A 24,135-nucleotide genomic window follows, 5' to 3' on the forward strand; every position below is an offset into this window, starting at 1 on the left:
ATGGATTTCCTCAACGCCCTCGTGGCGCTCCTGAACTTCGTCATCATCCCGGCAACCGCCTATGGCGCGCAGCTGGCGCTGGGGGCGCTCGGGGTGACGCTGATCTACGGCATCCTGCGCTTCTCGAACTTCGCCCATGGCGACACTATGGCCTTCGGGACCATGGTGGTAATCCTCTGCACCTGGGGCCTGCAGGGCGCCGGCGTGACCCTCGGGCCGCTGCCCACCGCGCTGCTCGCGCTGCCCGTGGGCATCGCGGCCACGGGCCTCCTCGTCATCGCCACCGACCGCGGCGTCTACCGCTTCTACCGCCGGCAGAAGGCCAAGCCCGTGATCTACGTGATCGCCTCGCTGGGCGTCATGTTCATCATGAACGGCATCGTGCGCTTCATCATCGGCGTGGACGACCAGCGCTTCGTCGACGGCGAGCGCTTCATCATCTCGGCCCGCACCTTCCGCGACATGACCGGGCTCGAGGAAGGCCTCGCCTTCCGCACCTCGCAGGGCCTGACCATCGTGGTCGCCATCATCGCGGTGGCGCTCCTGTTCTGGTTCCTCAACCGCACCCGCACCGGCAAGTCGATGCGCGCCTTTTCCGACAACGAGGACCTGGCGCTGCTGTCCGGCATCAACCCCGAGCGGGTGGTGATGATCACCTGGCTGATCGTCGCGGCGCTCGCCACCACCGCGGGGGTGCTCTACGGGCTGGACAAGTCGTTCAAGCCTATCACCTATTTCCAGCTCCTGCTGCCGATCTTCGCCTCGGCCATCGTCGGCGGCCTCGGCAACCCGGTCGGCGCGATCCTCGGCGGTTTTCTCATCGCCTTCTCCGAGGTCGGCGTGACCTACGCCTTTCGCAAGGTCGTGGCCTACCTCGCGCCGGGCGATTGGGAACCCACGGGGCTGCTGCAGCTCCTGTCCACCGACTACAAGTTCGCGGTCAGCTTCGGCATCCTGCTGATCGTGCTCCTGTTCCGACCGACCGGTATCACGAGGGGGAAATCGATATGATCGGCGCAATCGACAAGCGGTCGATGCTCCTGTTCGCCTTGGTGGCCGTGCTCTACATCGGCACCGGCTTCGTGCAGTCCTGGAACACGACGCTCACCATCCTCAACATGGGCCTCGTCAGCGCGATCATGGCGCTCGGCGTGAACATGCAGTGGGGCTACGCGGGCCTGTTCAACGTGGGCGTAATGGGCTTCGTCGCGCTCGGGGGGCTTGCGGCCGTGCTGGTGTCGCTGCCGCCCGTGGGCGAGGCCTGGGCGGCGGGTGGCATCCGCGTGCTGCTCGGCCTCGTGCTGGGCGCCGCCACCATCCTTGCCGCAATACTCGCCTATTCCCGAATGGCCGCGGGACGCACCCGAACCATGACGATGGTGGTGATACTCGTCGGGGGCTTCTTCCTCTACCGGAGTGTCTTCGACGCCGGTGTCGCCGCCGTCGAGGCGATTGACCCGTCCTCCACCGGCTTCCTGGGCGGCCTCGGGCTTCCGGTGATCCTGTCATGGCCCGTGGGTGGCGTACTGGCCGCCGGGGCGGCATGGCTGATCGGCAAGACCGCGCTCGGCCTGCGCTCGGACTACCTCGCCATCGCGACGCTGGGCATTTCCGAGATCATCATCGCCGTTCTCAAGAACGAGGACTGGCTGGCCCGCGGCGTGAAGAATGTCACCGGCATCCCCCGCCCCGTCCCCTACGAGATCGACCTGCAGCAGACCGACTGGTTCCTCGACCTCTCGGCCCGGATCGGGGCCGATCCCGTCGCGTTCTCCGCCGTCACGGTCAAGCTCTGCTACGCGGCCCTGTTCGTCGTCGTCTTGCTGGTGGTGATCTGGTTCTCCCAAAGGGCGTGGAATTCACCCTGGGGCCGGATGATGCGCGCGATCCGCGACAACGAGGTCTCGGCCTCGGCCATGGGCAAGGACGTCAAGGCGCGCCACCTGCAGGTGTTCATCCTGGGCTCCGCCGTGGTCGGCATGGCCGGCGCGATGATGACCACCCTCGACAGCCAGCTGGTCCCCAGCACCTACCAGCCCCTGCGCTTCACCTTCCTCGTCTGGGTGATGGTGATCGTCGGAGGCTCGGGCAACAACTGGGGCGCGGTGCTGGGCGGCTTCCTGATCTGGTGGCTATGGATCATGGTCGAACCCATGGGCCTTGCTCTCATGGAAGCCCTCACATCCGGCATGGCCGAGGGCACCTGGCTGCGCGAGCATCTGCTCGACTCGGCCGCCCACATGCGCCTCCTGACCATGGGGATCATCCTGCTCCTCGTGCTGCGCTTCAGCCCGCGCGGCCTGATCCCGGAACGCTGACACGGAAAAGGGGCCCGTCCATCGCGCGGGCCCCCCTCATCTTTGCTTGAAAAATACTCCGGGGGGAGGCCGAAGGCCGGGGGGGCAGCGCCCCCCAGCACCCTCACCGCCCCTCGAACACCGGCTTCCGCTTCTCGAGGAAGGCCACAACGCCCTCCTTGAAATCCCGCGTCTTGCCGCACTGCCCCTGCAGCTGGCCCTCCAGCAGCAGCTGCTCCTGCAGCCCGTTCCCGAAACTCGCCTGCATCGCCGCCTTCACCCGCTTGAAGGCCTCGGTGGGCCCGCTCGCCAGATGCCGCGCCCGCGCCTCCCAGGTCTCGGCAAAGGCGTCGTCGGCGACTGCCTCCCAGATCATGCCCCAGTCGGCGGCCTGCCGCGCGCTGATCCTGTCGGCGAACAGCGCCGCGCCCATCGCCTTCTGCAGGCCCACCGTCCGCGGCAGCACCCAAGTGCCGCCCGCGTCGGGGATCAGGCCGATCCGCGTGAAGGCCTGGATGAAGAAGGCGCTCTCGGCCGCGATGGTGATGTCGGCCACCAGCGCCAGGTTCGCCCCCGCGCCGGCCGCGGTGCCGTTGACGGCGGCGATCACCGGCACCGGGCATTCCACGATCGCCATCAGCATCGGGATGTATTCGTCGCGCAACGTCCGCTCGAGGTTCAGGTTCGAGACATTGGCCCGGTCGCCCAGGTCCTGCCCCGAGCAGAACGCCCGGCCCTCGCCGGTCAGCACGACCACCCGCGCCTCCTGCCCGGCGGCGCCGACCGCGTGGGTGATCTCGGCGCGCATCTGGGTGTTGAGCGCGTTCATCACCTCGGGCCGGCGCAGCGTGATCACCGCCATGCCGTCCCGGTCCTCGCGCGTGATGGTCTCGTACTGCATCGGGGCCTCCGCTGTGCTGTCGCGGCGGAGACTAGTCCCGGCCCGCCCGGGCGAAAAGCCGAAACGCCGCGTCACTCACTCCTTGAGGAGATCGCTCAGGCGTGCCTGCTCCTCGGCCGACAGCGCCGCCTCGGACGGCGCCGGCGCGGCCGCGCGGCGGCGGATGTAGACCAGCGACAGGCCCGCCCCCAGCACCATCAGCACCGCCGGCGCCAGCCACAGCGCGATGTTCGACCCGGTCATGGTGGGGCGCAGCAGCACATATTCGCCGTAGCGGTCGACGACGAACTCCACCACCTCGGCGTCCGTGTCCCCGGCGACGAGGCGCTCGCGCACGAGGAGCCGCAGGTCGCGGGCCAGCTGCGCGTTCGATTCGTCGATCGACTCGTTGCGGCAGACAAGGCAGCGCAGCCCCGCCGAGATGTCGCGCGCGCGCTCCTCCAGCGCCGGATCGGGCAGCACCTCGTCGGGCTGCACCGCCCCCGCCGGCACCGCCAGCGCGAGCATCGCCGCGACCGCGCAGGCGGCCCCCGTGCGGCGCAGCGTGGCGATCCCGGCGCTCATTCCGCCGGCACCCCTTGCGGCACGGGCGCGGCCTTGCCCGCCCCGGCCGCGACGCGGTAGCGCCGGTCGCTGAGGCTCAGGAAGCCGCCCAGCGCCATGATGATGGTGCCGCCCCAGATCCAGTTGGCGAAGGGCTTGATCCAGGTCCGCACCGCCCAGCCGCCGTTCGACTGCGGGTCGCCCAGCGTGACGTAGACGTCGCGGGTGAAGCCGTTGTCGATACCAGCCTCGGTGGTGGGCATCCCCGCCACCGGGTAGACCCGCCGCTCGGGGTGCAGGAGGGCGACCTCCCGCCCGCTCCCGGCCTCGCGCACGGCGATGTGGCCCATGGTCGAGATGTAGTTCGGCCCCTGCACGTTCTGCTCGACCGAGACCAGCTCGATCTCGTAGGCGCCGACGCGGTAGGGCTCGCCGGCCTGGGCGACGCGGATGTCCTCGACCTGGTAGCCGGTCAGGGCCACCACGCCGAACATGGTGATGCCGACGCCCGCATGGGCGATCGTCTTGCCCCAGTCCGCCCGTGGCAGGCGCCACAGCCGGGCGACGCGGCCGCCGATGGCCCCGCGCCCGGTGCGGGACCACAGGTCCACCGCCGCGCCGGCGACCAGCCAGACCGACAGGGCCACGCCGATGGGCGCCAGGATGGAATGGCCGGTGAAGACCGTCCAGGTGAAGAGCCCCAGCGCCAGCGCCAGAACCATCGCCGGCACCAGCTGCGCCACCGCGCGACCGATGCGCGCCCGTTTCCACGGCAGCATCGCGCCGATCGGCAGCGCCACGGCCAGCGCGAAGACGAAGGGCGTGAAGGCCATGTTGAAGAAGGGCGGGCCGACCGAGACGGTGCGGTCCCAGAACATCTCGGTCACCAGCGGCCAGATGGTGCCGATGAAGACCACGAAGGTGGAGACGGCCAGCAGCAGGTTGTTCAGCACCAGCCCCGATTCCCGGCTGACGGTCGAGAACACGCCCTTGGCCTCCATCGCCCCCGCCCTGAGCGCGAACAGGAGCAGCGCGCCGCCCATGAAGACGCACAGGATCAGCAGGATGAACACGCCCCGCTCGGGGTCGTTGGCGAAGGCATGGACCGAGGTCAGCACGCCCGAGCGCACGATGAAGGTGCCGATCAGCGAGAAGCCGAAGGCGAGGATGGCAAGCAGGATGGTCCAGCTTTTCAGCGCCTCGCGCTTTTCCACCACGATGGCCGAGTGCAGCAGCGCCGCGCCGATCAGCCAGGGCATGAAGGAGGCGTTCTCGACCGGGTCCCAGAACCAGAAGCCGCCCCATCCGAGCTCGTAATAGGCCCACCAGGAGCCCAGCCCGATGCCGATGGTCAGGAACACCCAGGCCGCCAGCGTCCATGGCCGCACCCAGCGGCCCCAGGCGGCGTCGACGCGCCCCTCGATCAGGGCGGCCACGGCGAAGGAGAAGGCCATCGAGAGGCCGACATAGCCGAGGTAGAGGAAGGGCGGGTGGAAGGCGAGGCCGGGGTCCTGCAGGAGCGGGTTCAGGTCCTGCCCGTTGAAGGGCGGCACCGCGAGCCGCGTGAAGGGGTTCGAGGTGAACAGGATGAAGGCGAAGAAGGCGGCGGCGACCGAGGACTGCACCGCCAGCACGCGCGCCTTGAGCGTCGGAGGCAGGTTGCCCCCGAACCAGGCCGCGCAGGCGCCGAAGAGCGTGAGGATCAGCACCCACAGGAGCAGCGAGCCCTCGTGGTTCCCCCAGACGCCGGTGATCTTGTAGATCAGCGGCTTGTCGGTGTGCGAGTTCGCGGTGACGAGGTTTAGCGAGAAATCCGAGGTCACAAAGGCCCAGGTCAGCGCGGCGAAGCTGAAGGCCGTGAGCAGGAATTGCGTGGTCGCGGCGGGCTCCGCCACGGCCATCCAGGCGGCGTTGCCGCGGTGCGCGCCGACCAGCGGCACGATCATCTGGAAGATCGCCACCATGAAGGCGAGGATCAGGGCGAAGTGTCCGAGTTCTGTGATCATAGGTCCGAGTTTAGGCCGGATGCCTGACGCCGCCAATAGGATGCGACACCGTGATCACATCGGATTGACCGGAGGGTTTGCGCCGGCTTCGCCGTCGCCGGGGGGCGCGCCGCTGGCGCGGCGCGGGCCCGGTTGCGCCGCCGCGCCCGGTGCCCGGCGCGGCCCCCCTGTGGGGCGCCCCGGGGGCGCTGCCCCCGGACCCCCGGAGTATTTCGGAAGCAAAGATGGGGGTCAGGGGACCTCGTGGCCGAGGGCAGCGGTGTAGATCTCGAACCAGGACTGGCGGTCGAGCGTGACGCGGGTGGCGTCCGCGAGCGTCGCGATGCGGGCGAGGCTGTTGGTGCCCATCACCGGCAGGATGCGGGCGGGGTGACGCAGGAGCCAGGCGACCGCGACCGCCTCGGGCGTGGTGCCCTGCTCGGCGCCGATGCGGGCGAGGACGGCGTGGACCGCCGCGCCCTCGGGTCCGAAGAGGCGGCCGCCGGCCAGCGGCGACCAGGCCATGATCGGCACGTCGCGCTCCTGCATCCAGGCGACCTCGCCGTTGGTGAAGGGGGCGTGGTGCAGGACCGAGAGCTCGACCTGGTTGGTGGCGAGCGGCGTTTCCATCGCCGATTGCAGCAGGCTCCAGTCGTGGCGCAGGAAGTTCGACACGCCGACCGCCCGCACCTTGCCCGCCGCGACCAGCGTGTCGAGCGCGCGGCCCGTCTCCTCGGGGTGCATCAGCGGGTCGGGGCGGTGGATCAGGAGGAGGTCGATCCGGTCGGTTCCCATCGCCTGCAGCGACATCTCGACCGAGGCGGTGATGTGGTGGGCCGAGGTGTCGTAGTACTTGACCCGCCGGTCGGCGTAGCGGCCCACGGGCGCGATGATGTCGCATTTCGTGACCAGCTCGACCCGGTCGCGCAGCCCCGGCGCGGCGCGGAAGGCGGCGCCGAGGATGGCCTCGGCGGTGTAGCCGCCGTAGATGTCGGCCTGGTCCATGGTGGTGATGCCCTGGGCGAGGCAGGCCTCGACCTTGGCCTGCACATGGGCCGCCGAGATGTCGGCGTCGTCGCCGAGGCGCCACATGCCGTAGACGATGCGGCTGAGCTCCAGCGGGCCGACCTTCACACGATCCATCAGCGTCGTTCTCCTGTTCCAAGCGGGGTCGCGGGCGTGCCGGCCGGCACGCGGCCGTAGGCGTGGGGCAGCGAGCAGGTTTTCAGCTCCGGCATCACCAGCCGCCCGAAGTGTCTGCATTCGTCCATATGCGGGTAGCCCGAGAAGATGAAGGCCCGGATGCCCATCTTGCGGTATTCCTCGATCTCGGACAGCACCTGGTCGGCCGAGCCCACCAGCGCCGCGCCGCAGCCCGAGCGCGCGCGGCCGATGCCGGTCCAGAGGTGGCGTTCGACGTAGCCGAACTTGTCGGCGAGCTCCCGCGCCTTGGCCTGGTGCGCGACGCCGAGGGAGCCACTGTCCAGCGCGCGCTCGCGGATGAGTTTCCCCAGCTCGTCGTTCAGTTTCGAGACAAGGTGTTCCGCATACTCCCGCGCCTCGGCCTCGGTGTCCCGGACGATCATGTGCACGCGGAGGCCATAGTCCAGCGTTCTGCCATATCTGTCAGCGACTTGGTGCACGTCCTTCATGCGCTGCGCGATCTGTTCCTTGGGCTCGGGCCACATCAGGTAGACGTCGCAATGCTGGCCGCAGAGCTCCAGCGCGTCGGGGGAGTAGCCCCCGAAGTAGAGGAGCGGCCCGCCGGCCTGGTAGGGGCGCGCGGGATCGGTGGTCAGCCCTTTGAAATCATAGACTTGTCCGGCGTAATTGATGTGATCCTGCGTCCAGGCCTGTTTCAGGATCTCGACCACCTCGCGCGAGCGCTGGTACCGGTAGGCGCTGTCGGCCACCTCGCCCGGGAAATCGGAGGAGATGATGTTCACCGTCAGCCGCCCCTCGAGCATGTGGTCGAGCGTTGCGATGGTGCGCGCGAGCATCACCGGCTGCATCTCGCCGCAGCGGACGGCGGCGAGGAAGTTGATCCGGTCCGTGATCGGCGCGCAGCCGGCGACGAAGCTGAGCGTGTCCTGCCCGACCTGGTAGGAGGAGGGGCAGAGGATGTTGCGGAAGCCCTGTGCCTCGGCCTCCTTCACGATGCCGGAGCAATGCGCCCAGCTTGACCGCAGCCGCCCGTCGGGGACGCCGAGGAATTCGTAGTCGTCGGAGCAGAGCGCCGCGAACCAGCTGACCTCGGAGGCGTCGAGATCGGCGGAGGTGACGGGAACGACGGTCATGGGGCAGGCCCTCCCAAGCCTTGTGCACTGGACAAGCTCTAGCAAGCCCGGGCACACTCGATCAATGGTGTATCAATTCCGGGCGGAGGGGCGATGCGCGGGGCGCTGCCGGCATACTTGCGGATCGCCGAGGGGCTGACGCGGGACATCGGCGCGGGGCGGCTGAAGCCCGGCGACAAGTTGCCGACCGAGCGGGCGATGGCGGCGGGCATGGGCGTGACGGTGACGACGCTGCGCAAGGCGCTGGCGGTGCTGACCCAGCGCGGGCTCCTGGAGCGGCGGCAGGGCTCGGGGAACTATGTGCGCGCGGGCGATGCGCGGCAGGGGGTCTACGCCCTGTTCCGGCTGGAGCGGCCCGGGGGCGGCGGGCTGCCGACGGCGGAGCTGTTGTCGCTCGACCGGGTGGACAAGCCCGCGGGCCTCGACCTCGGCAGCGGGGCGGCCGGGGCGTGGCGCATCCGGCGGCTGCGGTTCCTCGACCATGTGCCGGTCGCGCTGGAGGACATCTGGCTGGATGGCCGGTTCGAGGGGCTGACGGCGGCCACCGTCTCGGAGTCGCTCTACCGGAGCTACCGCGACCGGCTCGGCCTTGTCATCGCCCGGGCCGAGGACCGGGTGAGCGTCGGCCCCCTGCCCGGCTGGACGCCCGCGCGGCTGGGCCTTGCGCCTGGCACGACGACGGGGCTTGTCCAGCGCCGGGCTTTCGACGCAGATGGCCGCATCGCGGAGGTCTCGACCACCTGGTTCGACCCCGCCCGCGCGGCCTATGTCGCGCGCATGTCCTGAGCGCAATGGGAGGGCGCGCATGACCCGCTACGGCATCATCGGTTCGGGCATGATGGGGCAGGAGCACATCCGCAACATCCTGCTCCTCGACGCGGCCACCGTGTCCGCCTTCGTCGAGCCCGACGACGGCATGGCGGCCGCCACGCTGGCGCTGGTGCCGCGCGCCACCCGCTGCACCGACATCGCGGCGCTGCTGGCCCGCGACGACGTGGACGCGCTGGTCATCGCCTCGCCCAATCACATGCACGTGGGCCAGCTGACCGAGATCGCGCGGCTGCGCCCCCTGCCCGTGCTCGTCGAAAAACCGCTCTACACCGACGAGGCGCAGCTGCCCGCGCTGCGCGAGATCCTGCACGGCTACCCCGCCCCCGCGTGGGTGGCGATGGAATACCGCTACATGCCGCCGGTGCAGCGGTTCCGCGACCTCGCCCCCGAGGCCACCGGCGGCATCCGCATGCTGACGATCCGCGAGCACCGCTTTCCCTTTTTGCAGAAGGTGGGCGACTGGAACCGCTTCAACCGCAACACCGGCGGCACGCTGGTCGAGAAATGCTGCCATTTCTTCGACCTGATGCGGCTGATCCTCGAGGACGACCCGGTGCGCGTGATGGCGAGCGCGGGCCAGGCGGTGAACCACCGCGACGAGCGCTACGGCGGCGAGACGCCCGACATCTGGGACCACGGCTACGTGATCGTGGATTTCGCCCGGGGCGCGCGCGCGCTGCTGGAGCTGTGCATGTTCGCCGAGGGCTCCCGCTACCAGGAGGAGATCTCCGCGGTCGGGCCCGCCGGCAAGATCGAGGCGCTGGTGCCCGGGCCGACGCGGTTCTGGAACTTCGACATCGGCCCCGCGCCCGTGCCCAAGGTCATCGTCAGCCCGCGCCACCCCTCGGGGCCGGTGGAGCATGACGTGCCGGTGGACCCCGCGCTGCTGAAGGCGGGCGACCACAACGGGTCGACCTTCTACCAGCACCAGCGCTTCCTCGAGGTGATCCGCGCCGGCCGCAAGCCCGAGGTGACGCTGCAGGACGGGGCGGCCGCCGTCGCCATGGGCCGCGCGGCGCAGCAGTCGGCGGCGACGGGCCAGGCGGTTTCGCTCGCCTGAGCGCGGGCGTAGGATGGGGCCATGGGCGCACGCATCGACATCGGCATCGACGGGGGCGGCACCGGCTGCCGGGTGGCGCTGTCGGTCGCGGGCGGGCCGATGACGGAAACCCGCGGCGGGCCGGCCAACATCGTCAGCGACCCCGCGGGCGCCGAGGCGGCGATACGGCTTGCGCTGACCGAGGCGCTGGCGGCCCGGGGCCTCGGCCTCGACGCGCTGGCCGACGCGCGCATCTGCGCGGGGCTCGCGGGCGCGCGCCTGCCCGGCGAGGCCGACCGCTTCGCCATCCGCCTGCCCTTCCTCGCCTATGTGGTCGACGACAGCGTGACCGCGCTGGAGGGCGCGCTGGAGGGGGCCGAAGGCACGCTGGCCAGCCTCGGCACCGGCAGCTTCTTCATCCGCAAGGCGGGCGGCGCGGTGCGCCACATCGGCGGCTGGGGCTTCCGCCTCGGCGACGAGGGGTCGGCGGCCTGGGCGGGGCGCATGGCGCTGTCGCTGGCGCTGCAGGTCGAGGACGGCCGCCTGCCGCCCGACCCGCTGGCCGCGGCGCTGGTCGAGGCAACGCCGCCCCACCCCGTGCTCTGGGCGCAGGAGGCGCGGCCGGGCGACTTCGCGCAGCTGGTCAGGATCGTGTTCCGCCACGTGTCGAGCCCCATCGCCGCGCGGGTGCAGGCGGCGGTGCTGGGCGCGCTGGTCGACGGTCTTGCGGAGGTCGGCCACCGGCCGGGCGAGCCGCTGGTGGTCACGGGGGGGCTGGGCGAGATGCTGGGGCCGCACCTGCCCGACGGGCTGCGGGCCGACCTGCGCCCGCCGGCGGGCCGGCCGCTCGACGGGGCGCTGCGGCTGGCGCGGGCGCTGCCATGACGGTCTACGCGGGCCTCGACCTGCTCGACGGCGACGGGCTCCGCCCCGACATGGCGCTGCGCGTCACCGCAGGTGTGGTCGAGGAGGTCCGCCCCCGGCGGCCCGACGAGACCGCCACCGACCTCTCCCGCGACGGCACGCGCGCGCTGGTCTGCCCCGGCTTCCTCGACCTGCAGGTCAACGGCGGCGCGGGCCTCCTGACCGGTGACTGCACCACCCCCGCCGACCTGTCGCGCCTCGCCGCCGCGCACCGGGCGGGCGGCACCCTCGGGCTTCTGCCCACCCTGATCTCCGACAGCCCCGCCACCACCGCCCGCGTCATCGACCTTGTCGCCGCCACGCGCGACCCCGCCATCCTCGGCCTGCACCTCGAAGGCCCGCACCTGACCATCGCGGGCGCCCATGACCCCGCGATGCTCCGCCCCCTCACGGACGCCGACCTCGCGCTTTACCGCGACGCGGCCCGCCGCCTGCCCCATCTTCTCATCACGCTGGCCCCCGAACAGGTGACGCCCGCCCGGATCGCCGCGCTGGCCGAGGCCGGCGTCCACGTGTCCCTCGGCCATTCTGGGTCGTCCTACGCGCAGGCCACCGCCGCCTATGCCGCCGGGGCGAGCCACGCCACGCACCTGTTCAACGCCATGTCCGGCCTGCATCACCGCGAGCCCGGCATGGTGGGCGCGGCGCTGGATCACGCGGACTGGATCGGCCTCATCGCCGACGGCCACCATGTCCACGACGCCGCCCTCCGCCTCGCCCATGCTGCCCGGCCGGAGTCCCTCATCCTCGTCACCGACGCCATGGCGGTGGCGGGCACCGACGCGACCCGCTTCACCCTCGCCGGTCGACAGATCACCCGCGCCGGGGGCCGCCTGACGCTGGCCGACGGCACGCTGGCCGGCGCCGACATCACGATGATCGCCGCCGTCCGCCACATGGCCGAGGCGACCGGCGCGCCGCTGGCCGCGATCCTGCCGCTGGCCTTCGACACGCCGCACCGGATGCTGACCGGCCGGCCGAACCGGATCGAACCGGGCGCGCCCGCGCGGCTGATCTGCCTGCACGGGGACCGGCTCACCGCCACCTTGACCGCAGGCGACTGGGAGGCGGCCTAAAGCGCCTGCCCCACCAGCGCGCCGATGGCGCTGGTCGCCGCCATCGCCAGCACGCCCCAGACCGTGACCCGCGCCGCCGCCCGCCAGCGCGGCGCACCGCCCGCCTGCGCTCCGAGCGCGCCGAGGCCGGCCAGCGCGACCAGCGTGGCCCCCGCGACCCACAGCTGCAGGGTGTCGAGGGGCGCGAAGCCCCCCACCGCCAGCGGCACCGCGGCGCCCGCGGCAAAGGTCAGGGCCGACACCACCGCCGCCTGCACCGGCTGCGGCGGCGACAGGTCGGTCAGCCCGATCTCGTCGCGCAGATGCGCGCCGAGGGCGTCCACCTCGGTCAGTTCCTCGGCCACCTGCCGGGCCAGCGCGGGGCTCAGCCCCCGCGCCCGGTAGATGGCGGCCAGCTCGTCCAGCTCGCCCTTGGGGTTGGCGACCAGTTCCGCCTTTTCGCGCTCCACATCCGCGCGCTCCACATCGGCCTGGCTGGAGACTGAGACATATTCCCCCGCCGCCATGCTGAGCGCGCCCGCGACCATCCCCGCGATGCCCGCCAGCAGGATGGTGACATGGTCCGCCGCCCCCGCCGCCACCCCCATGATCAGCGAGGCGGTCGACAGGATGCCGTCGTTGGCCCCCATCACGGCGGCCCTGAGCCAGCCCGACCGCCCCGACAGGTGCGGCTCGTGGTGGCTCGACGGTTGCCCGCGGTCGTCGGTATAGGCCATCAGTCCAGTCCCATCTTGCCGGGGTTGAAGATGTTCAGCGGGTCCACCCCGCGCTTGATCGCCCGCATCATCGCCATCGCGCCCGGCCCCAGCTCGCGGTCGAGGTATGTCGCCTTGCCCTGCCCGATCCCGTGCTCGCCGGTGCAGGTGCCGTCCATCGAGATGGCAAGCTCGTTCAGCCAGCCGACATAGGCCTCGGCCTTTTCCACCTCGGCGGGGTTGTCCATGTCGACCAGCAGCAGCGAATGGAAGTTGCCGTCGCCCACATGCCCCACGATCGGCGCGATGAAGCCGTCGGCGGCCAGCCGCGCCTGGGCGGCGGTCACGCAATCGGCCAGCCGGCTGACCGGCACGCAGACGTCGGTGGAAATCCCCTTCGCCCCCGGCCGCAGCTGCAGCGCGGCCCAGTAGGCGTCGTGGCGCGCCTGCCAGAGACGGGTGCGGTCCTCCTCCCGCGTGGTGAAGGTGAAGCCGGTGCCGCCCATCTCGCGCGCGATGCCGCCGAAGACGTCGGCCTGTTCCGTCACCGCGCCCTCGGTGCCGTGGAATTCCAGCAGGAGGAGCGGCGTCTCGGGCAGGCCCAGCCGGGAATAGGCGTTCACCGCCTTGACCTGCAACGCGTCCAGAAGCTCGATCCGCGCCACCGGCAGCCCGTACTGGATCGTCTGGATCACCGTGTCACAGGCCGCCTCGACGCTCGGAAAGGAACAGGTCGCGGCCGAGATCGCCTCGGGGATGCCCTGCAGCCGCAGCGTGAGTTCCGTGATGATGCCGAGCGTCCCCTCGGACCCCACGATCAGCCGCGTCAGGTCGTAGCCGGCGCTGGTCTTGCGCGCGCGGGCGGCGCTTTTCACCACCTCGCCCGAGGGCAGCACCGCCTTCAGCGCCAGCACGTTGTCCTTCATCGTGCCGTAGCGCACCGCGTTGGTGCCCGAGGCGCTGGTCGCGGCCATGCCGCCCAGCGACGCGTCCGCGCCCGGGTCGACGGGGAAGAACAGCCCGGTGTCGCGCAGGTGCGCGTTCAGCGCCTTGCGGGTCACGCCGGGCTGGATCACGGCGTCCATGTCCTCGGCATGGACCGCGAGGATGGCGTTCATGTCCTGGAAATCGAGGCAGATGCCGCCCGCCGGCGCGTTCACGTGCCCCTCGAGCGATGACCCGGTGCCGAAGGGGATCACCGGCACCCGGTATTCGGCGCAGACGCGCACGATGTCCTGCACCTCGGACGTGGAGGTTGGGCAGATCACCGCGTCGGGGGGCTGGTTCCTGAGCCAGGTCGTGGTGTGCGCGTGCTGGGCGCGGAACGCCTGCCCGGTCTCGACCCGGGGGCCGAGGCGCTGGCGCAGGACCTCGATCGCCGTGGCGATGCCGCCCTCGTTGCGCGGAAGATCCAGAACCCGTGCCATCGCCGTCCCTCCCCTCGTCCGGTGCCCGGGCACTATCCGTGCCGCGGCAGGGCGGCGCAAGCGGCGCGGCAGGGGGACGCGGCCCCTTGCCACGGGGCAGCGCTTGTTTTCAGATGCCCCGACGCGCGGACCGAGGGGAGGACACGCATGACGAGGGCCACGCCGCTCTGGCTGCTGGTGGTATTGCAGGGCGGCATCTCGGCCGCCTCGCTGGTGGTGGAAATCGTGGCGGGCCGGATGCTGGCGCCGCATGTCGGCATGTCGCTCTACACCTGGACGGCGGTGATCGCGGTGGTGCTGGCGGGCTTTTCCGCCGGGCACTGGTGGGGCGGGCGGCTGGCCGCGAAACCGGCCGACCGGGCGCTGGCCTGGACCGGCGGCGCGATCCTGGCGGGGGCGGTGACGACGGCGGCCGCGGTGCTGATCCTGCCCCTCGCCGCGGGCCCGGTGCTGGCGGTCATCACCAGCCCCGTCTGGGGCATCACCGCGCTGACCATGGTGGTGTTCTTCCTGCCCTCCTTCTTCGCGGGCGTGCCGGCGCCGGTGCTGGCGCAGATCGCCATCACGGCACATGCCGACCGCTCGGGGCCGGCACTTGGCGCCATGTTCGCCTCAGGCGCAGTGGGCGCCATCGCGGGGGTGCTGCTGGCGGGCTTCGTGTTCATCGCCTGGCTCGGCTCGGCGCTGACGCTGGTGGTGGTGACCTTCGTCTACATCTTCTCGGGGCTCCTGTTCTTCTGGCTCGGCCGGTCGCGGGGCCTTGCGCTTGCGTTTCTCGCCGGCGCCGCCGCCGCGGGGATGGCGGGCCTCGCGCTGGCCGCCCCCGCCCAGTGCCAGCGCGAGACGCACTACTTCTGCCTGCGGGTCGAGGACCTGTCGGCCGACCCGAACAGCCCGGTGCACCTGATGGTGATCGACCACCTCGCCCACGGCATCAGCGCCCGCGACGTGCCCTACGTGCAGTTCACCGTCCACGGCGCCATGCTCGACACGCTGACGCGGATGCGCGCCCCGCGGCCGGATTTCTCGACCTACGTCATCGGCGGCGGCTCCTTCTCGGTGCCGCGGAGCCTGCTGGCGCAGGGCGCGGGCCCGATGACCGTGGCCGAGATCGACCCCGAGGTGACGCGCCTTGCCGCCGAGGAATTCTGGTTCGACCCCGCCAGCGCCGAGATCTGGCACGAGGACGCCCGCCGCGCGCTGCTGGTGCGGCCCGACGTGCGCTTCGACGTCATCATCGGGGATGCCTTCACCGACGTGGTGGTGCCCGTGCACCTGGTGACGCGGGAGTTCTACGAGCTGGTCGCGGCACGGCTGACGCCCGAGGGCAGCTTCCTGATGACGGTGATCGACTACGAGGACCGGCTGGGCTCGCTCGGGTCCATCGTGCTGACGCTGCGCGAGGTGTTCCCGGTGGTCGAGGTCTGGACCCAGGCCGCGCAGCCCGCGCCGGGCGCGCGGATGGTGTTCGCGGTGGTGGCGGGGCAGACGCCCACGCCGGTGGACCGCTTCACCGCGCCCGCGCCCGACCTGATGACCTTCGGCGCGCTCGGCGACCAGTTCGTGCAGGCCCTGGCCGCCGACCGCGGGATGATCCTGACCGACGACTACGCGCCGATCGACCGGCTGATGGGGCGGCCGGACTGATCCCGGCCCGGGCGCGCCGTCAGGCGCCCCTGCCCCTCACGCGAACAGGTCGTGGCACAGCTCCAGCGCGTCGACCAGCGCGTCGACCTCGGCTTCCGTGTTGTACATGGCAAAGCTCGCCCGGCAGGTCGCCGTCACGCCCATGTGCTCCATCAGCGGCTGCGCGCAGTGGTGCCCGGCCCGGACCGCGACGCCCTTCTTGTCGAGCACGGTCGAGATGTCGTGGGCATGGGCCGCGCCGTCCAGCGTGAACGAGAAGATCGCGCCCTTCTTCGCCGAATTGCCCTGCACCGTCAGCCAGTTGAGCCCCGCCAGCCGCTCCCGCGCATAGGCCGTCAGCCGCGCCTCGTGGGCGGCGATGTTCTCCATCCCCACGCCCATCATGTAATTCAGCGCCGCCCCCAGCCCGATCTGCTGCACGATGCCGGGGGTGCCGGCCTCGAACTTCATCGGCGGGTCGTTCCACGTCACCACGTCGCGGTGCACCTCGCGGATCATGTCGCCGCCGCCCATGAAGGGGCGCATCTCGGCCATGCGGGCGGCCTTGATGTGCATCGCGCCCGACCCCGACGGCCCGTAGAGCTTGTGCCCCGTGATCGCGTAGAAATCGGCCCCCAGCGCGTCGAGGTTCAGGGGCATGTGCACGGCGGCCTGCGAGCCGTCGACCAGCACCGGCACCCCCTGCGCATGAGCCGCGTCGATCACCGGCTTCACGTCGAAGACGGTGCCAAGCACGTTCGACATGTGCGACATCGCCACCAGCTTCGTCTTCGGCCCGATCGCGTCGATCACCGCCTGCGGGTCGAGGTCGCCGTTGGCGTCCACATCGACCCATTTCAGCACCACCCCCTGCCGCTCGCGCAGGAAATGCCACGGCACGATGTTGGCGTGGTGCTCGGCCACGGTCAGGACGATCTCGTCGCCCGCCTGCATCCGCGGCATGGCCCAGCCATAGGCGACGAGGTTGATCCCCTCGGTCGTGCCGCTGGTAAAGACGATCTCGTGCTCGTCCTTCACGCCCAGGAACCGCGCGATGATGCCGCGCACGGCCTCGTAGTTCTCGGTGGCGAGGTTCGACAGGTAGTGCAGCCCGCGGTGCACGTTGGCGTATTCCATCGAATAGGCCCGCGTGATGGTGTCGATCACCACCTGCGGCTTCTGCGCCGAGGCGCCGTTGTCGAGGTAGACCAGCGGCTTGCCGTTCACCTCGCGGGCGAGGATGGGAAAATCGGCGCGGATCTTGGCGACGTCATAGGTCATTCAGGTCGTCCCGAAGGTCAGCCCGAGCATCGTCAGCACGAGGCTCAGGAGGAAAAGGATCGCGAAGGCGGACAGGAGGGTCATCACGAAGACCATCCCCAGCGAGGTGAAGCCGTGCAGCGTCGCGACGAAATTGACGAGGAGCCAGAGGAACAGCCCCATGGCGAGCAGCGTGATCAGCCCCGCCACCGGCGGCACGACCAGCACGGCGACGAGTTGCACCACCTGCACGCAGAGAAAGATGAACTGGAGCCAGATCACCAGCGCCAGCGCCTCCTCGAAGCGGCCGGTGCCGCCGAAGGCCTGCCCGATCCGCGCCATGGCATGGGCCATGAGGTAGAGGAACCCCGCCTGCAGCAGCCCCATCACCACGGGCGAGGCGCCCAGCGGGCCGGTCAGCGCCTCGTCGGCGGGCAGGTCGGCCAGCATGTAGAGCAGGTCGCCCAGGATCATCGACAGCACGATGACCAGCGCGAAGGCCAGCCACAGCGCCTGCCGCGGCAGGCCGAGGGCCAGCACGGTCTCGGCGCCCTCGCGGGGGTTCGACACCGTGTCGCGCGCCATGCGCAGGAGGTTTCCGAGGCTGAGCAGCTGGGTCATGCGGGGACTTGTGCCTCCGGCTCGCGTTCCGCTTCCCTCAGGCTGATGCCCCAGATCGCAAGGAAACCCAAGAGCAGAAGCGCCCCCACCACCTGCTCGGCCGGACCCGGCCCGATGAAGCCCGCGACCAGCCCGTGCAGGAGCCATGCGGGCGACGTCGCCAGCAGCGACCAGAACAGCGCCAGCCGCGCGGAATACCACGTGCCCCGCCCGCCCGCGATGCGCGCCAGGATATGCGTCACCGCCGCCAGCGCGTAGGCCAGGATCGGCCAGACCATCATCATGGCGAAGAAGGTGATCGCCAGCCGCGCGTCCAGCGGGGCCGCGCCCTCGGGCGCCATGAACGCCTCGCGCGAGAGCCGCGGCCACTGGGCGACGAAGATCAGCAGGCAGGCCGCGATCAGGATCGCCAGCGCCCGGTCCTCGCGCCGCCCCATCGACAGGAGCTTGCGCATCACCTGGCGGGGCCGCCGCCAGGTCGCCACGATGTCCGAGGAAACCGCCATGTCAGCCCTGCCTGCGCCGCTCCAGCCACTGTTGCAGCCGGAGGCGGATGTCGTCGGCCAGGCGCGTGTCCTCGATCTCCTGGATCGCCTCGTCGATGAAGGCCAGCACCAGCAGGTCGGTCGCCACGTCCTTGGGCACGCCGCGGGCGCGCAGGTAGAACAGCGCCGTTTCGTCGATCGCGCCGGTGGTCGAGCCGTGCGAGCAGCTGACGTCGTCGGCGTAGATCTCCAGCTCGGGCTTGGCCTGGAACGACGAATCCTCGTCCAGCAGGAGCGCCTGGCTGATCTGGTAGCCGTCGGTCTTCTGCGCGCCGGGCTTGACCAGGATCTTGCCCTGGAACACGCCCTGCGCCCCGTTGCGCAGCACCTTCTTGAACACCTGCCGGCTTTCGCAGTTCACCGCGTCGTGGGTGACGAACACGGTGTCGTCGTGGTGGAAGGCGCCCCGCTTGCCGTCGCCCATGGCGGCGCCCGCCACATGGGCGACCGCGTCGTCGCCGGTCAGCTCGACGACATGCTCGTTGCGCGTCAGCACGCCGTTCGCGGTCAGCGTGAAGGACTTGTAGAGGCTCTCGGCGCCCAGCCGGGCGAACATGTGCGTCACCGCCCGGCGCTCGTGGTCACGGCCCTGGGCGCGGACGTGGTGGAACGCGCCGCGGTCGGCGACGCTGATCTCCATGCACTTGTTGAAGCGCGCGGCGGCGGGGCCGTTTTCCAGGATGGTCAGGTCCGCCCCCTCCTCGACCCGCACCACGTGGTGCAGGATCGCGTCGGAGGTTTCGGCGCGGTGCAGGTAGATCAGGCTGACGGGCCTGGACACCTTGCCCGTCGCGCGGATCGCCACGCCGTCGGTCGCAAAGGCGGTGTTCAGCGCCGCCAGCGGCCGGGCCACGGGCACCTGCCCACGGGCTTCCAGCACGCCGTAAAGGTCGCGCGCCCAGTGGATGTCCTTGGCCATCGCGTCGGACAGCCGCTCGACCTCCAGCCCCTCGGCGCTCAGGTCGTCGGACTGGGCCGGGTCGAAGACACCGTCGACGAAGACGATCTTCAGCCGGTCGATCCCGTCATAGAGCGGCGGCTCGTCGCCGGGATCGAACAGCGCCGCGCGCGGGGCGGCGGCGGCCGTCAGGCTGGTGGGATCGGTGTAGCGCCAGTATTCGTCGCGCCGCCCGGGCAGGCCCATGGCGCGCAGCCGCGCCAGCGCGCCCTGCCGCGCCTCGGTCGCCCAGCCGGCGCCGGCCGGCATCTCCAGCCCCGCCAGCCGCGCCTCGGTCAGGTCCTGTTTCGCCTGCGCCACCGCCATCACGCCGTCTCCCCGAGGATGTCGGCATAGCCGTTCTGCTCGACCTCGAGCGCCAGCTCGGGTCCGCCGGTCTTGACGATGCGGCCATCGGCCATGATGTGGACCACGTCCGGCTGGATGTGGTCGAGCAGCCGCTGGTAGTGCGTGATGACGAGGAAGGCGCGGCCCGCGTCGCGCAGCGCGTTCACCCCGTCGGCCACCAGCTTCATCGCGTCGACGTCGAGGCCCGAATCGGTCTCGTCGAGGATGCACATCTTGGGTTCCAGCATGGCCATCTGCAGGATCTCGTTGCGCTTCTTCTCGCCGCCCGAAAAGCCCACGTTCACCGGCCGCTTCAGCATGTCGGCGTCGATCTTCAGCGCCTTGGCCTTTTCGCGCACCAGCTTGAGGAAGTCGCCGGCGCTGATCTCGTCCTCGCCGCGCGCCTTGCGCTGCGCGTTCAGCGCGGTGCGCAGGAAGGTCATGTTGCCCACGCCCGGGATCTCGACCGGGTACTGGAAGGCCAGGAACAGGCCCGCGGCGGCGCGCTCCTCGGCCTCCATCTCCAGCAGGTCCGCGCCCTCGAGCGTGGCCGTCCCGTCCGTCACCTCGTAGCCGTCGCGGCCCGACAGCACGTAGGACAGCGTCGACTTGCCCGAGCCGTTCGGGCCCATGATCGCGTGCACGCGGCCGGCCTCGACCTCGAGGTCGACACCCTTGAGGATCTGCTTGTCCTCTTCCTCCAGTTTCACGTGCAGGTTCTTGATGCTCAGCATGGATCGGGTCCTCTCTGGTCTTGTCTGGGGTGGCTCAGGCCACGGTCATGGCGGCCCCGGCGCGCAGCTCGGCCGGGAAATGGGTCAGGAGGGCCTCGCGCGCGCGCGCGATCCCCTCGGCATAGGGCAAGGGCCCGGTCGGCGCGCGCGGCGCCAGCGCCGGCACCTCGTCGATGGCGACCGGGTGGAGCAGCGGGCGGCCGATCGAGGCGGCGTAGTCGAGGTACTTCATCCGGCCCTGCTCGGCGGGGTCCATCCAGGTGCTGGGCACCCCGTAGGCGTCGGCCACGACCAGCCCGTGCAGGCTGGCCGACACCACATGCGCCGACGACGCGATGGCGGCGCAGACCGCTTCGGGCGCGCCGCGCGGATCGACAAGGTGCAGCCGCGGGTCGCGCGCCACCATGGCGGCGATGGCGGGGTCGGCCATCTGGCTGTGGTGCGGCACCACGGCGACGCGGTCGGCCCGCGCCGGCACCGGGCCGATGGCCTCGGGCGCGAACAGGCCGGGGTCGCCGAAGGCGCGCATCGGCACCCGGCAGATCGCCGCGCCCACCGGCCCGCGCAGGATGCGGATGTCGAGGTTGTCGAGGAACTCGCGGCGGAAGATCGGGTTCAGCAGCCCCGTCCCCCACAGGATCGGGCGCGGCCCCGGGCGCGGCACCGCGAAATGCTTGGCGGCCACATGCATCAGCGACCCGATGGCGAACAGCTCGGCCTGCCGCGGGCCCACGACCACCACCCGGCGGCCCGAGACGCGCTCGACCACAAGGCGGCTGAGCGTGTCGCCGAAATTCGGCGCGCCCCAGTGGTGGAGCTTCAGGGGCTCCGCCGGTGTCGCCGCGTCCCGCATGGTCACGCCCCTCCGGCGGCGCCGCCGCGCCGGGCCCCGGCCGCGCGGGCCGCGTCGATGTGATATGCGCCTGCCATGCCGCCGCCCGCCTCAGCCGACCGTGACGGCGGTGCCGGAGGCCGACACCATCAGCATGTTGTTGATGACCTCGTAATCGAGATCGACGCCCACCACGGCGTTGGCGCCGAGGTCGCGGGCGCGGTCCTCCATCTCGGACAGGGCGGTTTCCCGGGCGCGGCCGAGTTCCTCCTCGTAGGCGCCCGACCGCCCGCCGATGATGTCGGTGATCCCGGCGAACAGGTCGCGGAACACGTTGGCCCCCAGGATCGCCTCGCCCACCACGATGCCGTGGTAGGCCGTGATCCGGCTGCCCTCGACCGAGGGGGTGGTGGTCACGATCATGCGCGTCCTCCTTGGCGGTTCGGCGCCGCTGCGGCCCCAGGGCATGGTGTCAGCCCACCGAGCCTTCCAGCGAGATCGCCACCAGCTGCTGCGCCTCCATGGCGAACTCCATCGGCAGCGCCTGCAGCACCTCGCGGGCGAAGCCGTTGACGATCAGGGCCACCGCCTCCTCCTCGCCGATCCCGCGGGACCGGCAGTAGAACATCTGGTCCTCGTCCACCTTCGACGTGGTCGCCTCGTGCTCGACGCGGGAGGAGTTGTTCTTGACCTCGATGTAGGGAACCGTGTGGGCCCCGCACTTGTCGCCGATCAGCAGGCTGTCGCACTGGGTGTAGTTGCGGCTGTCCTTGGCCTTGGGGTGCATCGACACGAGGCCGCGATAGGTGTTCTGCGCGCGGCCCGCGCTGATGCCCTTGGACACGATGCGCGACTTGGTGCGCTTGCCCAGGTGCACCATCTTTGTGCCGGTGTCGGCCTGCTGGGCGTTGTTGGCGATGGCGATGGAATAGAACTCGCCCTGGCTGTCGTCGCCGCGCAGGATGCAGGACGGGTATTTCCAGGTGATCGCGCTGCCGGTCTCGACCTGCGTCCACATCACCTTGGACCGGTCGCCGCGGCAGTCCGCGCGCTTGGTCACGAAGTTGTAGATGCCGCCCCGGCCTTCCTCGTCGCCCGGGTACCAGTTCTGCACCGTCGAATACTTGATCTCGGCGTCGTCCAGCGCCACCAGCTCGACCACCGCCGCGTGCAGCTGGTGCGTCTCGCGCTTGGGCGCCGTGCAGCCCTCGAGGTAGGACACGTAGCTGCCCTTGTCGGCGATGATCAGCGTCCGCTCGAACTGGCCCGTGTTCTCGGCATTGATGCGGAAATAGGTCGACAGCTCCATCGGGCAGCGCACCCCTGGCGGGATGTAGACGAAGGAGCCGTCCGAGAACACCGCGCTGTTCAGCGTGGCAAAGAAGTTGTCGGTGATCGGCACGACCGAGCCGAGGTATTTCTTGACCAGCTCGGGGTGCTTCTGGATCGCCTCCGAGATCGAGCAGAAGATGACGCCCGCCTTCTCCAGCTCCTTCTGGAACGTGGTGCCCACGCTGACCGAATCGAACACCGCGTCCACGGCCACCTTGCGGCCCTCGGCCGGCGCATCCTCGGCCCCCTCGACGCCGGCGAGGATCAGCTGCTCCTTCAGCGGGATGCCCAGCTTCTCGTAGGTGGCCAGCAGCTTGGGGTCCACCTCGTCCAGCGACTTGGGCTTTTCCGCCATGCTCTTGGGCTTGGCGTAGTAATACTGGTCCTGGTAGTCGATGGCCGGGTAGTGCACCATCGCCCAGGTCGGCTCCTCCATCTGCTTCCAGCGCTTGAACGCCTGCAGCCGCCAGTCGGTCATCCACTCGGGCTCGTTGTTCTTCTCCGAGATCAGGCGGACGATGTCCTCGTTCACGCCCTTGGGCGCGTAGTCCATCTCGATGTCGGTCGACCAGCCGTACTTGTACTTGCCGCCCATCGCCTGGACGGTCTCGACGGTTTCGCGGTCCACGCCCTCGCGGATGTCGCTGTCGAGTGCGGTCATGATCGTTCCTCCGTGTCGCCGGCGCCACGGCCGGTCCCTGTCCTCGGGGGCTGACCCCCGTCCCGTTTTCCGGCCCCGTCGCGCACGAGGCCCCTTGCATATCCCGCCCGTCGCGTCCGCTACCGCCCGCGCCGCCGGAAGCGGTCATGGGCGGCGATCCAGGCCTCGGCGAAGGCCGTCACCTCCGCCTCGGTCGTGGCGGGCCCCAGCGAGACCCGCAGCGCGCAACCCGCGTCGCCCTCCGACAGCCCCATGGTCCGCAGGACCGAGCTTGCCTTCACCTTGCCCGAGGAACAGGCCGACCCCGCGGAGACCGCGAAACCGGCGAGATCCATCTGCATCACCTGCGTCTCGCCCTTCCAGCCGGGCGTGACCATCAGCGAGGTGTTCGGCAGGCGCGACACGCCTTTCCCGACAAAAATAGTCTCTCTTGCCGAGGCTTCCAGAGTCTTTTCTAGAATATTTCTAAGTTTGTCCACCCGCTCCCACGCGCCCTCGGCCAGATCGCGGGCCGCGGCCCGCGCCGCGGCGGCGAATCCGGCGATGCCGACAAGGTTTTCAGTCCCCGACCGCCGCCCCATCTCCTGCCCGCCGCCCCGGATGCGCGGGTCGACATCCAGCCCGCGGCGCAGCACCAGCGCCCCCACCCCCTTCGGCCCGCCGATCTTGTGCGCCGAGACAAAGGCCATCTCGACCCCCGACCAGTCGAAGGCCACCGGCAGCTTGCCGAAGCCTTGCGTCCAGTCGCTGACCGCCAGCCCCCCGGGCAGGTCCTGCACCACGCCCGTCTCGGAATTGGCCAGCTGCAGCGTGCTCGTGCCCGGATCGGCCACCGCCACGCGGCCGTTCGCGTCCACTGCCAGGTCCTCCGTCACCCAGGCGCGCACCGCGTCATGCTCGATCGCCGCCCCGTGCAACCCCCGCCCCGCCAGCGCCAGCGCCGCGGCCTCGGTCGCCCCCGACACGAAGACGACATCCGCCGCCCCCGCCCCCAGCGCCTCGGCCAGATCGCCCCGCGCCCGCTCCATCAGCGCCTTGGCCGCCCGCCCCTCGGCATGGACCGAGGACGGGTTCCCCACGAGGTCCATCGCCTCGACCATCGCCGCCCGCGCCTCGGGCCTCAGCGGCGCCGTCGCGTTCCAATCCAGATAGACCCGCGCCATCGCGCCCCTGCTTCATCTTTCCCCAAATACGCAAGCCCGACACCGCCACCGGCGCCCGGCC

At 70.7% G+C, this 24,135-nt stretch carries 23 protein-coding genes; 7 read left to right on the plus strand and 16 right to left on the minus strand.

All coding sequences use genetic code 11. The features are described from left to right. Complete coding sequence (locus HCU73_RS15855; protein ID WP_168624459.1) at positions 1–1,011, plus strand: branched-chain amino acid ABC transporter permease; 1,011 nt, start codon at positions 1–3, stop codon at positions 1,009–1,011. Next, on the plus strand, positions 1,008–2,318 hold the full coding sequence (locus HCU73_RS15860; RefSeq protein ID WP_168624460.1) for a branched-chain amino acid ABC transporter permease: 1,311 nt from the start codon (positions 1,008–1,010) through the stop codon (positions 2,316–2,318). The genes HCU73_RS15855 and HCU73_RS15860 overlap by 4 nt, the downstream gene beginning before the upstream one ends. 103 nt (positions 2,319–2,421) lie before the next feature. Here the strand turns inward: HCU73_RS15860 and HCU73_RS15865 are convergent, their stop codons facing one another. The 5 genes from HCU73_RS15865 to HCU73_RS15885 form a co-directional block, all read right to left on the minus strand. Further along, entirely contained in the window at positions 2,422–3,198 is a 777-nt protein-coding gene (locus HCU73_RS15865; protein WP_168624461.1) for an enoyl-CoA hydratase-related protein, read from the minus strand. A 75-nt stretch (positions 3,199–3,273) separates the two neighbouring features. Further along, on the minus strand, positions 3,274–3,762 hold the full coding sequence (locus HCU73_RS15870) for a cytochrome c-type biogenesis protein (protein WP_168624462.1): 489 nt from the start codon (positions 3,760–3,762) through the stop codon (positions 3,274–3,276). After that, positions 3,759–5,747 carry a heme lyase CcmF/NrfE family subunit gene (locus tag HCU73_RS15875; RefSeq protein ID WP_168624463.1) on the minus strand — a complete coding sequence of 663 codons (1,989 nt, stop codon included), beginning with the start codon at positions 5,745–5,747 and terminating at the stop codon, positions 3,759–3,761. The genes HCU73_RS15870 and HCU73_RS15875 overlap by 4 nt, the downstream gene beginning before the upstream one ends. A gap of 231 nt (positions 5,748–5,978) precedes the next feature. Then, positions 5,979–6,869 (minus strand): aldo/keto reductase, encoded by an 891-nt coding sequence (locus HCU73_RS15880; protein WP_168624464.1) that lies wholly within the window; start codon positions 6,867–6,869, stop codon positions 5,979–5,981. Continuing rightward, on the minus strand, positions 6,869–8,023 hold the full coding sequence (locus tag HCU73_RS15885) for an LLM class flavin-dependent oxidoreductase (RefSeq protein WP_168624465.1): 1,155 nt from the start codon (positions 8,021–8,023) through the stop codon (positions 6,869–6,871). Before HCU73_RS15885 ends, HCU73_RS15880 begins: the two co-directional genes overlap by 1 nt. A 93-nt stretch (positions 8,024–8,116) precedes the next feature. Here HCU73_RS15885 and HCU73_RS15890 point away from each other — a divergent pair, with 93 nt between their 5' ends. Genes HCU73_RS15890 through nagA form a run of 4 tightly spaced genes read left to right on the plus strand, consistent with a single transcriptional unit; the run spans position 8,117 to position 11,893 of the window. Then, positions 8,117–8,809: a GntR family transcriptional regulator gene (locus HCU73_RS15890; RefSeq protein WP_168624466.1), complete on the plus strand. Its 693-nt coding sequence runs from the start codon at positions 8,117–8,119 to the stop codon at positions 8,807–8,809. Between the two features lie 19 nt (positions 8,810–8,828). Further along, positions 8,829–9,914, plus strand: a complete 1,086-nt coding sequence (locus HCU73_RS15895) for a Gfo/Idh/MocA family protein (protein ID WP_168624467.1) — start codon at positions 8,829–8,831, stop codon at positions 9,912–9,914. A 21-nt stretch (positions 9,915–9,935) separates the two neighbouring features. Next, the gene (locus HCU73_RS15900; RefSeq protein WP_168624468.1) at positions 9,936–10,778 is read left to right on the plus strand and encodes a glucosamine kinase nucleotide-binding domain-containing protein; all 843 of its coding nucleotides are present in this window, start codon (positions 9,936–9,938) and stop codon (positions 10,776–10,778) included. Beyond that, complete coding sequence (nagA, locus tag HCU73_RS15905; protein WP_239025606.1) at positions 10,775–11,893, plus strand: N-acetylglucosamine-6-phosphate deacetylase; 1,119 nt, start codon at positions 10,775–10,777, stop codon at positions 11,891–11,893. Before HCU73_RS15900 ends, nagA begins: the two co-directional genes overlap by 4 nt. On the opposite strand, the gene HCU73_RS15910 is transcribed toward nagA, so the two are convergent. Together HCU73_RS15910 and HCU73_RS15915 are read right to left on the minus strand one after the other, a co-directional pair. Further along, the gene (locus tag HCU73_RS15910) at positions 11,890–12,609 is read right to left on the minus strand and encodes a VIT1/CCC1 transporter family protein (protein ID WP_168624469.1); all 720 of its coding nucleotides are present in this window, start codon (positions 12,607–12,609) and stop codon (positions 11,890–11,892) included. The genes nagA and HCU73_RS15910 overlap by 4 nt on opposite strands. Next, the gene (locus HCU73_RS15915) at positions 12,609–14,015 is read right to left on the minus strand and encodes an FAD-binding oxidoreductase (RefSeq protein WP_168624470.1); all 1,407 of its coding nucleotides are present in this window, start codon (positions 14,013–14,015) and stop codon (positions 12,609–12,611) included. The genes HCU73_RS15910 and HCU73_RS15915 overlap by 1 nt, the downstream gene beginning before the upstream one ends. A gap of 147 nt (positions 14,016–14,162) precedes the next feature. Between HCU73_RS15915 and HCU73_RS15920 the strand changes: the two genes are divergently transcribed. After that, the gene (locus HCU73_RS15920; RefSeq protein ID WP_168624471.1) at positions 14,163–15,662 is read left to right on the plus strand and encodes a fused MFS/spermidine synthase; all 1,500 of its coding nucleotides are present in this window, start codon (positions 14,163–14,165) and stop codon (positions 15,660–15,662) included. Positions 15,663–15,698: 36 nt separating this feature from the next. Here the strand turns inward: HCU73_RS15920 and HCU73_RS15925 are convergent, their stop codons facing one another. The 9 genes from HCU73_RS15925 to HCU73_RS15965 all read right to left on the minus strand — a co-directional run bounded on the left by HCU73_RS15925 (position 15,699) and on the right by HCU73_RS15965 (position 24,074). After that, positions 15,699–16,922, minus strand: coding sequence for a cysteine desulfurase (locus HCU73_RS15925; protein ID WP_168624472.1), 1,224 nt, complete (start codon positions 16,920–16,922; stop codon positions 15,699–15,701). Next, positions 16,923–17,522 (minus strand): Yip1 family protein, encoded by a 600-nt coding sequence (locus HCU73_RS15930; RefSeq protein ID WP_168624473.1) that lies wholly within the window; start codon positions 17,520–17,522, stop codon positions 16,923–16,925. Continuing rightward, on the minus strand, positions 17,519–18,028 hold the full coding sequence (locus HCU73_RS15935; protein ID WP_168624474.1) for a YIP1 family protein: 510 nt from the start codon (positions 18,026–18,028) through the stop codon (positions 17,519–17,521). Before HCU73_RS15935 ends, HCU73_RS15930 begins: the two co-directional genes overlap by 4 nt. A 1-nt stretch (position 18,029) precedes the next feature. Then, positions 18,030–19,331, minus strand: coding sequence for a SufB/SufD family protein (locus HCU73_RS15940; RefSeq protein ID WP_168624475.1), 1,302 nt, complete (start codon positions 19,329–19,331; stop codon positions 18,030–18,032). Next, complete coding sequence (gene sufC / locus HCU73_RS15945) at positions 19,331–20,086, minus strand: Fe-S cluster assembly ATPase SufC (protein ID WP_168624476.1); 756 nt, start codon at positions 20,084–20,086, stop codon at positions 19,331–19,333. The genes HCU73_RS15940 and sufC overlap by 1 nt, the downstream gene beginning before the upstream one ends. 34 nt (positions 20,087–20,120) lie before the next feature. After that, on the minus strand, positions 20,121–20,939 hold the full coding sequence (locus HCU73_RS15950; protein WP_168624477.1) for a polysaccharide pyruvyl transferase family protein: 819 nt from the start codon (positions 20,937–20,939) through the stop codon (positions 20,121–20,123). Between the two features lie 90 nt (positions 20,940–21,029). After that, the gene (locus HCU73_RS15955; RefSeq protein WP_168624478.1) at positions 21,030–21,341 is read right to left on the minus strand and encodes a heavy metal-binding domain-containing protein; all 312 of its coding nucleotides are present in this window, start codon (positions 21,339–21,341) and stop codon (positions 21,030–21,032) included. Positions 21,342–21,390: 49 nt separating this feature from the next. Continuing rightward, a complete protein-coding gene (gene sufB / locus HCU73_RS15960) occupies positions 21,391–22,911 on the minus strand; it encodes a Fe-S cluster assembly protein SufB (RefSeq protein WP_168624479.1) in 1,521 nt (506 codons plus the stop codon). 119 nt (positions 22,912–23,030) lie between these two features. After that, a complete protein-coding gene (locus HCU73_RS15965; protein WP_168624480.1) occupies positions 23,031–24,074 on the minus strand; it encodes a cysteine desulfurase family protein in 1,044 nt (347 codons plus the stop codon). Positions 24,075–24,135 lie beyond the last annotated feature (61 nt).

This window comes from Roseicyclus persicicus (assembly GCF_012395815.1).
Lineage (GTDB): Bacteria > Pseudomonadota > Alphaproteobacteria > Rhodobacterales > Rhodobacteraceae > Roseicyclus > Roseicyclus persicicus.